The organism is Flavobacterium notoginsengisoli, assembly GCF_014207905.1.
Classification (GTDB): domain Bacteria; phylum Bacteroidota; class Bacteroidia; order Flavobacteriales; family Flavobacteriaceae; genus Flavobacterium; species Flavobacterium notoginsengisoli_A.
This window is the reverse complement of record NZ_JACHLB010000009.1, coordinates 41510-55981: the sequence shown is the minus strand read 5'-3', so window position 1 is coordinate 55981 and position 14472 is coordinate 41510. Positions and strand designations below refer to the sequence as shown.

Genomic DNA, 14472 nt, shown 5'->3' with positions numbered 1-14472 from the left:
TTTAAGCTCTTACGATTTTTGCACCGATTGCTCTTAAACGCTCGTCGATACGCTCGTATCCGCGATCGATTTGCTCAATATTTTGGATTGTACTTGTTCCTTTTGCAGAAAGCGCCGCAATCAATAATGAGATTCCTGCACGAATATCAGGAGAAGACATTGTTGTTGCTTTCAATTGAGATTCGAAATTATGTCCCATAACCACAGCTCTATGCGGGTCACATAACATAATTTTTGCTCCCATATCGATTAATTTATCCACGAAGAATAAACGACTTTCAAACATTTTTTGGTGAATTAAAACATCTCCTTTTGCTTGAGTTGCCACAACTAAAACGATACTTAACAAGTCAGGTGTAAATCCTGGCCAAGGTGCATCGGCAATAGTTAAGATAGAACCGTCGATATCTGTCTTTACTTCGTATCCGTCTTTGTGAGCAGGAATGTAAATATCGTCGTTACGTTTTTCGATTGTAATTCCAAGTTTTCTAAAAGTATTCGGAATCAAACCTAAATTCTCCCAGCTAACATTTTTGATTGTGATTTCGCTTTTTGTCATAGCCGCAAGACCAATCCAAGAACCAATTTCAATCATATCTGGAAGAATTCTGTGCTCGCATCCGCCAAGGCTTTCAACACCTTCAATAGTCAACAAGTTTGAACCAACTCCAGTGATTTTTGCTCCCATTGAGTTCAACATTTTACACAATTGCTGTAAATATGGCTCACAAGCAGCGTTGTAAACTGTAGTTTTTCCTTTTGCTAAAACGGCGGCCATTACAATGTTTGCAGTTCCAGTTACAGAAGCTTCGTCAAGAAGCATATCTGTTCCTTGTAATCCTTCTTCTGGAGATTCTACTCCGTAAAAGTGATCTTCTCTATTATATCTGAATTTTGCTCCAAGGTTAATAAAACCTTCAAAGTGAGTATCTAATCTACGACGGCCAATTTTATCTCCTCCAGGTTTTGGAATATATCCTTTTCCGAAACGAGCCAAAAGCGGTCCAACAATCATAATAGAACCACGAAGCGCTCCACCTTCTTTTTTGAAAGCTTCTGTTTCTAAATATCCAACATTCACTTCGTCAGCTTGAAAAGTAATTGAACCTGGCTCGTTGCGTTGAATTTTTACCCCTAAATTCCCCAACAAAGTGATTAATTTATTGATGTCTATAATATCAGGAATGTTATTAATTTTTACTTTCTCTCCTGTTAGAAGCACGGCACATAAAATTTGTAATGCCTCATTTTTTGCTCCTTGCGGAGTGATTTCTCCTTTTAAAGGAGTTCCTCCTTCGATTTTAAAAATTCCCATAGATCTTGTTTAGGTTCTAAGGTTCTGAGATTCTGAGGTTCTAAGCTAAAAATCTTAGCATCTTAGTTCCTTAGTATCTTAGCCCCTTTTTATTTCTGATTATTATTTTTTTGAAACGTCTTTTTTTGACCGCCTTTATTGTTATTGTTTTTGTTATTCTGATTTTTTGGCTGAGCTCCAGAAGCAGTTTTATTAGACATACGTTTATTGGTACGCATTAAATCTGTCGTGTTTAACAACTCTTCTGTACTTTGCAATAAATTGATCTTTCCTCCAGACAACTCATACAAATGCTCAAAAATAACGTCATCTTTTACGGTGTCTTTATTCCAACTTAAGAAAGATTTTTTCATGTGATTGGCAATAACCATTACCAAAGCATTTTTCATTTCTCCTTCCTCCCACTTGTTCGCAACATCAATCATATATTTGATGTTGTTTCCATAAAATCTGTATTTTGGAAAATTCTGAGGATATTGTAAAGCATCAGGTTTTAACTCCAAAACTTCTCTTGACGGAATTGGATATGGTGAATCTACATTCAGTTTAAAATCAGACATAATAAAAAGCTGATCCCAAAGTTTATGCTGAAAATCTGGAACATCACGCAAATGCGGATTCAAACTTCCCATAACCTGAATGATGTATTTCGCTGCTTTATTGCGCGTTTCATCATCTTCGATTGCAGTTGCCTGATCGATCAATTTTTGTAAATGACGACCATATTCTGGAATAATTAAACGCTGTCTTTCAGAATTATATTCTAAATTATAGACAACATCGCTTGCGGCTTCTCTTTTATATTTTTCGATCATAAGTCTATAATGAAACTATACCTTCAATTGTAGAAACTTCTTTGTATTTGCTAATCACATCGTCTGAGCTGTGCATTGTAACATCTACAGAAACACTGGTAAATTTACCCGTTTTTGACTTTGTTGTTTTAATAACAGCACCCATTCTATCAAAAGCTTTTTCGACACGCTCTACATTATCGGCTACAGAAGGCACAATAAATTTGTATAAATATTCTGCTGGCCAAGTATTTGCGTTATCAAGCTCTAATTTTAATCTTTCGTAAAATTCGGCTGTATTTTTTTCTTTATCGTTCTCCATTCGTAATTAAAAATAAACGCAAATATACGGTTTTGATTTCAGATTTCAGATTTTAGATTTTAGATTTTTTGACTCTAAAAATAACGATGTTTTTTTGCCACGAATTACGCTAATTAACACAAATTATTCAATCCTAAAATTCAATTTCATCAATTTTAAGTAACTTGGCGAATCAAAAAAATAAAAATTAGCGAAAATTCGTGAAATTCGTGGCAAAAAAAACTTTGCGACTTCGCGACTTCGCGAGATTAAAAAACATTCCAATGAAAAAACTCCTTTTACTTTTTATCGTTCTTACGCTAAATTCAATTCAAGCACAAGAAGTCAAAACCTTAACGTATTTCCAAAATGACACTTTAAAACTAGATTTAGATTTATATCTGCCAAAGAAAAAAGCTAATGAAAAAATTCCGTTGATCATGTTTGCTTTTGGCGGTGGATTTTCTGGTGGAGAACGTACAAGTGAGAAAGACTTTGGGAAATTCATGTCTCAAAATGGCTATGCCGTTGCGAGCATTTCGTACAGTTTATACATGAAAGGAAAAGATTTTGGATGCAAAGGAACTTTAACCGAAAAGATAAAAGCCATCAGAATTGGCGTGAGCGATATGTGGCAGGCAACTGCTTTTTTAATCGAAAATGCCGATAAATACAATTTAGATACTTCAAAAATCTTTATTTCCGGAATCAGTGCAGGTGCCGAAATTGGTTTTCATGCTTCTTTTTGGGATTATAAACTGATGAATCTTTACAAAAGCAATTTACCCGAAAACTTTAAATACAAAGGTTTCATTGGAGGTTCGGGAGCGATTCAGGATATTAATTTGATTACAAAAGAAAAAGCGATTCCGATGTTGTTGGCGCACGGAAGTAATGACGACACGGTTCCATACAGCGCGGGTTCGCATCGTTCTTGCCCAACAAATGCTTCGGGTTGGCTGATTCTTTTTGGTTCTTATGCAGTATACAACCAAATGAAAGATTTAAATAAAGACATTGAACTGATTACTTTTTGCGGTGGCGGACATGAATTCTCAGGTTATCTTTTCCATGAAGGACAACAATATGTTTTAGATTTTGTGAATGATGTTTTGAATGGGAAGAAATTTGAGTCGCATTTGATTCAGTCTTCTAAAAAAGGGAAAGGTTCTGGGAAGTATTCTTTTTGCGAGTAATTTTTAAATTAAAATAATGAAAGTTGATTATAAAAATTTCGAGATTGAAGTTATTGATGACAAAAATTACAATTTGAATTCGACCTATAATTTACGTCAATATCAAAAAACTTATTTTGAAGAAAATGAATTTCGCCCAAGCAGTAAACATGCAATCATTATTAAAGAACATGGAATTGAGATTGCAAGCGTATTAATATGTGAAACTAATGGAGCTACTGAAATATTTGACAATTCTTTCATTATAGAAAATGATAAAATATGGATTATAGTTTCTAATAAAATTTACTGTTTAGAAATTCCCTCATTAGAAATAATTTGGAGAAAAGAATTTGATCAATTTACCAATTTTCACATTCATAAACTAGAAGAAGATTTTGTAATTCACGGAGAATTAGAAATATTCCGAATTACAAAAGAAGGAGAAATCATATGGCGTTTTGGAGGACTAGACATATGGATAAATCCTGAAGGAAAGAATGAATTTACCATAGAAAATCATTTTATAAGATTATTTGATTTCGAGTCAAATGAATATGTTCTTGATTTCAATGGAAAGGAATTAGAATTCAATCCCAGAACAATTGAAACCGAGACCAAAAAGAAATGGTGGCAAATATTTAGCTAAAGCCAAGATCTAAAATCATTTAAACCTGTTGGTTAAAACCAACAGCAATCCAAACAAAAAATGCTCCAGAGGAGCAAAATATTTATAGCAAATACAATTCCCCAGCATCAAAAAGCTCCAGCGGAGCGACATATAAATAGTTCAAAATATGTCGCTCCGCTGGAGCTTTTTTTATAACGTTCATTTTTTCTATAAATATTTCGTCCCTCTGGGACTTTCTTTTTTTTCCCAAAAACAAAACCATGCATCTCCTCTAGCCCTGATGGAAGCGGAAATCCTTTTGCTTTTTCCTTTAAAAAGCAAAAGATTGTAGCGGACAGCAGGAACCCATGACTGCAAAAAATGCCAAATCTTTCGCTTCTAGTAAAAATTCTTTTTAATTACGAATAAGTTTAGGTAAATTTGCCCTTTATTTTTAGAATAGTGCAAAAAGAAATTATAGTCCTGCTTGGCGGACCTGGTACTGGAAAATCAACACTTATTAACGAATTGGTAGCTCGTGGCTTTTGTTGCTATCCTGAAATCTCAAGACAGGTTACCATGAAAGCGCAACAAGAAGGCATCGAACAATTGTTCTTAGAACAGCCTCTTTTGTTTAGCGAAATGCTTTTGGAAGGACGCATTGAGCAATATAAAAATGCTCTTAACGAACCTGACAATGTAGTTTTTATTGATAGAGGAATTCCTGATGTTGTGGCTTATATGGATTATATTGGCGATGAATATCCAGAAAATTTCACGAAAGCTTGTGAAGACTATAAATATACTAAGACTTTTATTCTGCCGCCTTGGGAAGAAATTTACCAAAGTGATGCAGAACGCTATGAAAATTTTGAGCAGGCAGTTAAAATTCAGGAACATCTTGTTGAAACCTATAAAAAATATGGTTACGAACTGATTGAGGTTCCAAAAGATACGGTTGAAAACAGAATTCTTTATATCTTAGACAAAATTTAGCGAAAGGTTTTAAAGTTGCAAAACAAAGAACTATTTTCTAGATTTTTAACTTTAAAACTAACGCAATGCTTGGAGCGCAGGATATTCTTCTAAAATACTGGAAACACGACAGTTTTAGACCTTTGCAAAAAGAAATTATCGATTCTGTTCTTGAAGGACAGGATACTTTTGCTGTACTTCCGACAGGTGGCGGAAAATCAATTTGTTTTCAAGTTCCCGCCATGATGCAAGATGGAATTTGTCTTGTAATTTCTCCTTTAATTGCCTTGATAAAAGATCAAGTAATGAATCTCCAGAAAAGAGATATTAAAGCAATTGCGCTTACCGGCGGAATTCATACCGAAGAATTAATTGATCTTTTGGATAATTGCCAATACGGAAATTACAAATTCTTATATCTTTCGCCAGAACGTTTGCAATCGGACTGGATTGTAGAACGCATTAAAAATTTACCCATCAATTTAATTGCTATTGATGAAGCACATTGTGTTTCGCAATGGGGGCATGATTTCAGACCTGCATACCTTAAGATTTCTGAACTCAAAAAGTTTTTTCCAAAGATTCCTTTTTTAGCTTTAACCGCTACAGCAACTCCGAGAGTTATTGAAGATATTCGAACGCAGTTAGAATTAAAAAATCCGAGACATTTTCAGCAATCTTTTGAACGTAAGAATATTGCTTATATGGTTTTTGAAGTGGAAGACAAATTATATAGAACCGAACAGATTCTCAAAAAAAACCCACAGCCTTCTATTATTTATGTTCGAAACAGAAAGGCTTGTTTGAATATTTCTTCGCAATTACAATCTCTTGGATTTACCGCAACTTATTACCACGGTGGACTTTCTACAAAAGAAAAAGACAAAAACATGGAATTGTGGATGTCGGAGCAAGCGCAAGTTATCGTGGCTACAAATGCTTTCGGAATGGGAATTGACAAGGACAATGTAAAAACGGTTATTCATACCCAACTTCCAGAAAACTTAGAAAACTATTATCAAGAATCTGGACGAGCGGGGCGAAATGGAGCTAAAGCTTTTTCGGTTTTGCTTTATAATAATTCAGATGCCATTCAGACAGAACAGCAATTTATCAATATTCTTCCAGATAAGAAGTTTTTAAAAACCATGTATGTCAAACTCTGTAATTATTTTCAAATTGCTTACGGAGAAGGTTTAGACGAATCTTTTTCATTCAAAATGAATCATTTCTGCAACAAATATGACTTCCCTACTGTAAAAACTTATAATGCATTACAGTTTTTAAATCAACAGGGAATTATTACAATGTCTCAGGAATTTTCAGAGAAAATCAATATTCAGTTTATAATCGAATCGAAAGAAGTGATTCGATATATGAGTTTAAATTCTAGTGATGAGGAAATTATTTTAGCGATTTTAAGAACTTATCCTGGCGTTTATGAAGTAAAAACTAATCTAAATTTGGCCTTAATTGCTAAAAAATCAAATCGATCGGAAGAACAAGTTATTGCTCTTTTAGAAAAACTGAAAGAAAAAGAAATCATAGAATACAAATCTAAAAATAACGACGCTACCATATTATTTAACGAAATCCGCGAAGACGATCTCACCATTAATAGAGTTTCAAAATATTTAGAAAAACAAAATCTAGTTAAAAAAGAACAGCTTCTGTCTGTTTTACATTATATAAAAGACACTAAATCTTGCAAAAACAGATTGGTTCTGGATTATTTTGGTGAAGAAACCAAAGAAAATTGCGGTATTTGCTCGTATTGCATTACACAAAAAGGAAAAATAACCGAAGCCGATTCTATTGCTGACAAGATTTTATCTTTACTAAAAACAGCTTCTTTAACTTCGAGAGAAATTGAAAACCAAATAAAAATGGATGCGAAAGACATTATTTCGGTTCTTCAGGAATTACTCGAAAACAATCATATCATTATACAAGCGAATAATAAATACACTTTAAAATCATAATGGAGAAATTGAGAATTATTTTTATGGGAACGCCAGAATTTGCCGTTGGCATTTTGGATACCATACTTAAAAACAACTACGAAGTTGTCGGCGTTATTACAGCTGCAGACAAACCTGCAGGACGCGGACAAAAAATAAAATATTCAGCTGTAAAAGAATATGCATTGGCTAACAATCTTACTTTATTACAGCCAACCAATTTAAAAGACGAGAATTTCTTAGCAGAATTAAAAGCCTTAAATGCCAATTTACAAATTGTAGTTGCCTTTAGAATGCTGCCAAAAGTAGTTTGGGAAATGCCAACTTTAGGGACATTCAATCTTCACGCTTCATTACTGCCAAATTATCGTGGTGCTGCGCCAATTAACTGGGCTATTATTAATGGAGAGACTAAAACTGGTGTTACGACTTTCTTTATTGATGATAAAATTGACACTGGCGCGATGATTTTAAATTCTGAAATCGCAATAGAACCAGAAGAAACTGCAGGTCAATTGCACGATAGATTAATGCATTTAGGAAGCACCACAGTAATTGACACTTTAAAGGTTATTGAAAACGGAAATGTAACTACCACTATCCAGGAAGATCATGACGATATTAAAACTGCTTACAAATTAAACAAAGAAAACTGCAAAATAGATTGGACAAAATCTGGAGCAGAAATCAATAATTTGATTCGTGGTTTAAGTCCGTACCCTGCGTCATGGTGTTTCTTAAAAGATCAAAATGAGGAATTAAACATTAAAATTTACGAAGCAAAACTAGTCTCAGAATCACATTCTTACGAGATCGGAAAACTGATTAGCAGTAAAAAAGAAATCAAGATTGCAATAAAAGACGGGTTTATTCAGTTATTAAGTCTACAATTTCCGGGAAAAAAGAGAATGCTAGCTTCCGAAATATTAAATGGAGTTAGCTTTTCCGAGGTTGCAAAAGTGTATTAATGTCAGTAAAACAGGGGTTTGCACATGGGTTTCATCGATGAACAACACTCTTTATGAACAAAAAAAGCAAGTTATTAACAATTTTTGCTAAAATTAAAGAAAACACTTGCACGCAACGGATTTCCTACTAAATTTGTGTATTAACAATTTTTTTTAACCAACAATTAATAACTAATTATTATGAACAAATCAGAATTAATCGATGCTATCGCTGCTGATGCAGGAATCACAAAAGCTGCGGCGAAATTAGCTTTAGAGTCATTTTTAGGTAATGTAGGAACTACTTTGAAAAAAGGAGGAAGAGTTTCATTAGTAGGATTTGGATCTTGGTCAGTTTCTTCAAGAGCGGCAAGAGATGGAAGAAACCCACAAACAGGAAAAACTATTAAGATCGCAGCTAAAAACGTTGTAAAATTCAAAGCTGGAGCTGAATTAGAAGGTGCAGTGAACTAAGTAAGAAAGTTCTCTAAACTTATAATATAATTAAAACCTTCCTTATGGAAGGTTTTTTTATGCGGTTTAACGATTTTTTTTGTGATATTAATTTTTTTATAACTAAATTTAATAAAAATTGTAACCGTATGATTTCAGAAAAATTAAAAAAAGGACACCTGCTTATTGCCGAGCCTTCAATAATTGGAGATTTATCTTTTAACAGATCGGTAATTTTATTAGCAGACCATAACAAAGAAGGATCAATAGGTTTTATAATTAATAAGCCATTAAAATATACCATTAATGACTTAATACCTGAAATTGAAGCCAACTTTAAGATATACAACGGAGGACCTGTAGAACAAGACAACCTTTATTTTATTCATAATATTCCAGATTTAATCCCGAACAGTGTGGAGATTTCAAACGGAATTTATTGGGGAGGTGATTTTGAGTCTACGAAAGACCTTATAAACAGTGGAGCCATTAGCAAAAATAATATTCGTTTTTTCTTAGGCTACACAGGTTGGGACGAGAATCAGCTTGAAAATGAAATGCAAGGAAACTCCTGGATCATTGCTGATAATAATTATAAAAATAAAATTATTGGAAAATCTACTACTCACTTTTGGAAGGAGCAGATTATTGAACTTGGCGGTGATTATCTTATATGGTCAAATGCACCCGAAAATCCATATCTGAATTAATTTTCAGAAATGGATTCGTTAAGTTTCTGCACCAGTAAATGAGCCAGATTCGCTGTAAAATCTTTTTTTCGATATTTAGTTATCGGCTGTATCCCTGTGATTACATTAGTCAGGAATAATTCATCAGCTTTTTGAAGATCAAATGGTGAAATTATTTCTTCTGAAACTTCTATGCCTTCTATCTTCTTAGCTAAAGCTAAAATTTGCTTACGCATTATTCCGTTTAAAGCTCCTTCTGAAACTGGAGGCGTAATAAGTTTATTTCCAGAAACCATAAAAATATTTCCCTGAAGCACTTCCACTACATTTTTGCTATCATTCAGTAAAATACAATTGGCAAGACCATTTTCGTCTGCAAAAATACTCCCCGTTATATTAATCATCTTATTGGTTGTTTTAAGAGATGATAATAATTGTTTTGTAACATAGAAGTCTTTATACAAATCTACTTCGTATTGGTTTGTATTTATAGTATAAGCTTTATTTCCAAGAGAAATGGCGTTTATCAAGAACGAAATCTCATTAGTTTTAGGAAGATACATACCTCCATCATTTCTAAAAACGGTAATTCTAGCTCTAGCTGAAGAGGCAATATTCAATTGATTTACTAGAGTAAGAATTTGTTCTTCAAAATACTCCATAGTAAAATCCATAGGAATCATCATTCTAACAACACGCATTGAGGCCATCAATCTAAAATAATGATCTTCAAGAAACAAGATTTTTCCGTTGACAATTTTTACTGTTTCGAATACTCCGTCACCATACAAAAAAGCGCGATTTAAAGTTAGCAAATTATCTTCCTGCGCTATGTTTCCATTAAAATTAATCATAAAAAAACCCTGAATTTTGTTCAGGGCAAATATAAGGTATAAAATAGACTTTTACTAAACAGAACCTATAAGATGTTTAAGGTCTGAAATTTGATTCTCCCACAATTGTTTAGCTTCGCCAATTTCTTCTTTCTCAGCAAAATCAACAACCATAAGCGAAACATCTTTAGTTAATTCATCAACTAAAATGTGCAATTCGAAAAAATACTCTGTATCCTTACTGCTATCATCAACCCATTTGAATTTAACTTTTTCTCCAGATTTTTTTGAAGCTAAGCGTGCTTTTTCTTGTGAGTCATTCCAAATGAATGTAAAAAACTCACCTCTTGAATTAACATTGTCAGCAAACCATTCTGATAAACCTGACGGTGTTGATATATATTGATACAATAATTGCGGCGAAGAATTGATCGGAAACTCGATTTCGTAACGTATTTTTGAATCCATGTGCTACTTTTAATTTTTTTGGAAATATAAGAATATATGTCCAAAAACAATGCGTTTTTAAAAATATTTTTTTTTCTTCAAAATATTCTTGTGTGCTTTAATATTATTTCTATCTTTGCACCCGCAATGAAGGAAACATTCCTACTAGCAGTCCAGGCGAGGTAGCTCAGTTGGTTAGAGCGCAGGATTCATAACCCTGAGGTCACGGGTTCAACTCCCGTCCTCGCTACAAAAGACAAAACCCTTAAACAGAAATGTTTAAGGGTTTTTTATTTACTTTTCATTTCAAAATTACAAACTCTAAGTTGCTCGAGTGAGGAGCTCAAGTGAGGACATTAATCATTTACAGATACAATATTTGATTCTAAACATCTAGCCAGACAAATTTCCGAACTTACAAGATCATTCAAACAACTTTCATTTAATCACTTCAAATCACGTAGTTCTACTTGAAATTCCATATTAAAAATTATCGAAATTTGCTATCCTGAAATGAGAAATGTATGGATACAAAAGAAATTTTATAGTCTTTACGGAAAACCTTTTTTAACTAAAATCCTTATTTTATAATTTTCAAAATATTCTGTAAGCAAAAAATGGAAATAAAAAGCTTAAAAATATCTGGCGATTCAACAAAAAGAGAATGGGCTGTATATTTATTGATCGCTACCCCAAAAACTAAAAAAGGAATAATAAAACTGTATGTTGGAAAGGTTGGGGACAATCGCAAAGGTTGCAATCCCATAATTTCTAGAATAGGGAATCATTTTTCATATAACAAAATACATTCACAAATCAGAAACAAATTAAACAATCCAGAAGAATATAATTATGAATACTTTTATTGTCATTTTGGAAAATATGATGACCCTACAAAAAACATAGTTAAAAGCAAAGAAAAAATTAATGAATTAGAAAGAGAACTTAATCGAAAAGTTCAAGCAAAAATAATAAACAACCCAAATTACCAATTACTCAATCCATTTATTGGCAAATATGTCTCTAATTTTAAAAAACAGAGTAGAAATATTTTAGATGAAAGTGAAATGGCAATATTACAGAAACTCACAGAACAAGCTATATTACTCACCTAATAGATGATAATTTGATATTTTCAATAGTTGTTCAAAAATCAAAATATTGGCATATTTTAAAAAAAACTGCCAAAGTTTTGAAAAACAAAAACACTTAACTATATTTGTTGTTCAACATTTTATATGAAAAACTCTGACTTAGCATTAGCAATAAACACAAAGTTTTCAAAACAAAGTACAATTACTTCAAAAGAGTTAGTGTCATTTCTTTCAAATCTACTCCCAGACTTAACTACAAATACAATTGTATGGAAAATTAATCAATTAAAATCTGAACACTTTATTTATCAATCAGGAAGAGGGACATACACCTTTGATTTTAAGCCCGAATTTAATATCGAAATAAATTTAAAAACTAAACGAGTCTATAACAAAACAAAAACATTCATTCCATCTCAATTAGTTGCTTGGGATACCGAAATGCTTGATTCTATTATAGAAAAAGAAAACAACAAAAGAGCAGTTTTTCTCTTAGCACAAAAGGATCACCTCACTGAATTATTTAATCAAATGCAATTATTTAGCAAGCCAGCGTTTTTAGAGCCTAATCATGAAATTATTCAGCGATACATTCTTCCGCAAAATGATGTGATTTTACTATATCCTTTAATCTCGGAAACTCCTACACAAAACAATGGCGATTACACCCTTCTGACATTAGAAGGTATTTTAGTTAATGCATGGCTACTTTCCGAAAATTATCTAAAACCTATAGGATATTCTATAGAAGAAATTTTTAAATGTGCTTTTAAAAAATACAATGTAAACAAAAATAAGCTTCTTCGTTATGCCACAAGAAGAGACCAACGAAAAAAAATTGAACAACTGATACAAACAATTGATAATGAGTAACGAAACTACACCCCAAGAAGAAATAATTTTAGACGATAATCAAATATTGTGTTTATTAACTTCTGAAGCCAAAAAGGCGACTAGTGCTGAAGTAAATCTTCAATCTGTTATTCGTATGCTGAATGAAGAATATGGATTTGATTTGAACGATATGGAACGTGATTTCAAAATCGACTTTATTGATCCTGCTAATGGAAAAGCAAAAAAACAGAAAGTAGAGTTAGTTGTCTTTGAAAAAAGCAAACTTCATTTACAAGACAACATTATTCGAATTTGTATTATTCAAGATGATAAAATAAAAGAAACTGACAGCAAAAAGGGATTAGCAGTTACTCTTGAAAATGCGATGGCCGCTGTTGAAAATTGTCAGTTCGGTTTGTGGGCTAATGGTTCTAGCTATCATTTTTTACAAAAAGAAGAGGACGCAATAGGCTATGAGTTTGACTTTACTGATCTATCTGATTTTCCTGGAGAAGGGGAAACTTTAGCAGATATTGATCGAGCAGATCGCTCTTATAGTAAAAAGCCAGCAAATGACTCTTTGATTAAAGTGTTTAAACGAGCACATGATTATATTTATGGAAATGAAGGGAGAAAGAAAGATGCTTTTTGGCAATTATTAAACCTTATATTCTGTAAACTTTATGATGAAAAAAGAAGATTTATTGAAACAGATATTAGCTACCGTAGAGAATTTTGGGTTGGTGTAAAAGAACAAAATACAGAAGAAGGAAGAAGGGCCGTTGCAGACCGAATTAAGGCTATCTTTCAAAAATTAAAAGATAACTCGATGTTCTCAGGAGTATTTACCGGAAACGAAGGAATAGAATTAACAGATAAAGGAGTTGCCTTTATTGCTGGAGAACTTGCCAAATATTCTTTCCTCGATGCTTCTATTGACGTAAAAGGAATGGCATACGAGACAATTGTAAGCAACACTTTAAAACAAGAAGCTGGACAATTTTTTACACCAAGAAATATTGTAAAAGCTATGGTTGAAATGTTAAACCCAACTGAGAAACATCGTGTCTTGGATCCAGCATGTGGATCCGGTGGCTTTATTGTGATGGTATTGGATCATGTGAGAAAACAAATCGCTCAAGAATTGTTTCCTGATTTATTTGGTCCTTTATTAGCAGCAAAATTTAATTCTTTCGAAGTTAATGAACGAGTAAAAGAATATGCGGAAAACAGCATTTTTGGTTTTGATTTTGACCCTGATTTAAAAAAAGCTGCACGAATGAATATGGTAATGGCCGGCGATGGACATGCTAATGTTTTTCATGTAAACTCTCTTGCATACCCAAAATGGGATCATCCAGAAGAAATCGCTAAAATTGAAACTGCTATAAACCGAAGTTTAGAAATTATGGGGGACGTTGAAGATCGTTACTATAATGATGCTCGCGGTACTTTTGATGTGATTTTTACTAACCCTCCTTTTGGTGCCAAAGTAAAAGTAGAAAAAGAAGTGGCGGAACGTTACGAGATTTCAAAATTTAGTGATGCTCCAGAAGTATTATTTATTGAGGCCTGTTATAACTTTTTGAAACCTGGTGGAAAAATGGCTATTGTGTTGCCTGATGGTATTTTAGGAAATCCTAATATGCTTAAAGTTAGAGAATGGATTCTTAATAAATTTAAAATATTAGCTTCTGTTGATTTAGCAGTTGAAGCTTTTTTACCTCAAGTCGGGGTTCAAGCATCCTTATTGTTTTTGGAAAAGAAAACCGAATTATCAAGACAACTGGCACAGGAAAGTGATGAAGATTATGAGGTATTTATGGCTATAGCGGAAAAACTCGGCAAAGATCGAAGAGGAAATCCGATTTTTCTTAGAGACGAGGATGGGGCGGAATTATTGTTTGAAACGATCACCGAATACTTGTTTTCAAAAAAAGATGGAACACAGGAAGTAAAAGCTAGAAAAGAGAAATTAAAACATTTGGATGATGATTTGCCAAAAATTTCAGAAGCTTATCTTAATTTCTTAAAAAAATAGTTA

At 33.0% G+C, this 14472-nt stretch carries 15 protein-coding genes and 1 tRNA gene; 11 read left to right on the top strand and 5 right to left on the bottom strand.

Going from position 1 to position 14472, the window contains the following annotated elements; translation table 11 throughout:
- Nucleotide 1: 1 nt before the first annotated feature.
- From murA to HNP35_RS21520, 3 genes are all read right to left on the bottom strand, one after another.
- Nucleotides 2–1315, bottom strand: a complete 1314-nt coding sequence (murA, locus tag HNP35_RS21530; RefSeq protein WP_091497287.1) for a UDP-N-acetylglucosamine 1-carboxyvinyltransferase — start codon at nucleotides 1313–1315, stop codon at nucleotides 2–4.
- 89 nt (nucleotides 1316–1404) lie between these two features.
- Complete coding sequence (locus tag HNP35_RS21525) at nucleotides 1405–2130, bottom strand: DUF4290 domain-containing protein (protein WP_184167378.1); 726 nt, start codon at nucleotides 2128–2130, stop codon at nucleotides 1405–1407.
- A 4-nt stretch (nucleotides 2131–2134) separates the two neighbouring features.
- On the bottom strand, nucleotides 2135–2431 hold the full coding sequence (locus HNP35_RS21520) for a DUF493 family protein (RefSeq protein ID WP_035649758.1): 297 nt from the start codon (nucleotides 2429–2431) through the stop codon (nucleotides 2135–2137).
- Between the two features lie 263 nt (nucleotides 2432–2694).
- Here HNP35_RS21520 and HNP35_RS21515 point away from each other — a divergent pair, with 263 nt between their 5' ends.
- From HNP35_RS21515 to HNP35_RS21485, 7 genes are all read left to right on the top strand, one after another.
- Complete coding sequence (locus HNP35_RS21515) at nucleotides 2695–3606, top strand: alpha/beta hydrolase family protein (RefSeq protein ID WP_184167381.1); 912 nt, start codon at nucleotides 2695–2697, stop codon at nucleotides 3604–3606.
- A gap of 16 nt (nucleotides 3607–3622) precedes the next feature.
- Nucleotides 3623–4234 carry a hypothetical protein gene (locus HNP35_RS21510; protein WP_184167384.1) on the top strand — a complete coding sequence of 204 codons (612 nt, stop codon included), beginning with the start codon at nucleotides 3623–3625 and terminating at the stop codon, nucleotides 4232–4234.
- Nucleotides 4235–4657: 423 nt separating this feature from the next.
- The gene (locus HNP35_RS21505; protein WP_184167387.1) at nucleotides 4658–5191 is read left to right on the top strand and encodes an AAA family ATPase; all 534 of its coding nucleotides are present in this window, start codon (nucleotides 4658–4660) and stop codon (nucleotides 5189–5191) included.
- Between the two features lie 65 nt (nucleotides 5192–5256).
- Nucleotides 5257–7152, top strand: coding sequence for a RecQ family ATP-dependent DNA helicase (locus tag HNP35_RS21500; RefSeq protein WP_184167391.1), 1896 nt, complete (start codon nucleotides 5257–5259; stop codon nucleotides 7150–7152).
- Nucleotides 7152–8099 (top strand): methionyl-tRNA formyltransferase, encoded by a 948-nt coding sequence (gene fmt / locus HNP35_RS21495; RefSeq protein ID WP_184167394.1) that lies wholly within the window; start codon nucleotides 7152–7154, stop codon nucleotides 8097–8099. The genes HNP35_RS21500 and fmt overlap by 1 nt, the downstream gene beginning before the upstream one ends.
- A gap of 180 nt (nucleotides 8100–8279) precedes the next feature.
- A complete protein-coding gene (locus HNP35_RS21490) occupies nucleotides 8280–8552 on the top strand; it encodes an HU family DNA-binding protein (RefSeq protein ID WP_008464760.1) in 273 nt (90 codons plus the stop codon).
- 128 nt (nucleotides 8553–8680) lie between these two features.
- Nucleotides 8681–9241: a YqgE/AlgH family protein gene (locus HNP35_RS21485; protein ID WP_184167397.1), complete on the top strand. Its 561-nt coding sequence runs from the start codon at nucleotides 8681–8683 to the stop codon at nucleotides 9239–9241.
- On the opposite strand, the gene HNP35_RS21480 is transcribed toward HNP35_RS21485, so the two are convergent.
- On the bottom strand, nucleotides 9238–10074 hold the full coding sequence (locus HNP35_RS21480; RefSeq protein WP_184167400.1) for an aminotransferase class IV: 837 nt from the start codon (nucleotides 10072–10074) through the stop codon (nucleotides 9238–9240). The two genes, HNP35_RS21485 and HNP35_RS21480, sit on opposite strands and share 4 nt — an antisense overlap.
- A 54-nt stretch (nucleotides 10075–10128) precedes the next feature.
- Complete coding sequence (locus tag HNP35_RS21475; protein ID WP_184167403.1) at nucleotides 10129–10521, bottom strand: START-like domain-containing protein; 393 nt, start codon at nucleotides 10519–10521, stop codon at nucleotides 10129–10131.
- A 155-nt stretch (nucleotides 10522–10676) separates the two neighbouring features.
- On the opposite strand from HNP35_RS21475, the gene HNP35_RS21470 reads away from it, so the two are divergent.
- The 4 genes from HNP35_RS21470 to mads2 all read left to right on the top strand — a co-directional run bounded on the left by HNP35_RS21470 (nucleotide 10677) and on the right by mads2 (nucleotide 14469).
- Nucleotides 10677–10750 (top strand) — tRNA-Met (locus tag HNP35_RS21470).
- A gap of 367 nt (nucleotides 10751–11117) precedes the next feature.
- Nucleotides 11118–11615 carry a hypothetical protein gene (locus tag HNP35_RS21465; RefSeq protein ID WP_184167406.1) on the top strand — a complete coding sequence of 166 codons (498 nt, stop codon included), beginning with the start codon at nucleotides 11118–11120 and terminating at the stop codon, nucleotides 11613–11615.
- A gap of 123 nt (nucleotides 11616–11738) precedes the next feature.
- A complete protein-coding gene (locus HNP35_RS21460) occupies nucleotides 11739–12467 on the top strand; it encodes a DUF6577 family protein (protein WP_184167409.1) in 729 nt (242 codons plus the stop codon).
- Nucleotides 12460–14469, top strand: coding sequence for a methylation-associated defense system DNA methyltransferase MAD2 (gene mads2, locus HNP35_RS21455; RefSeq protein WP_184167413.1), 2010 nt, complete (start codon nucleotides 12460–12462; stop codon nucleotides 14467–14469). Before HNP35_RS21460 ends, mads2 begins: the two co-directional genes overlap by 8 nt.
- Nucleotides 14470–14472 lie beyond the last annotated feature (3 nt).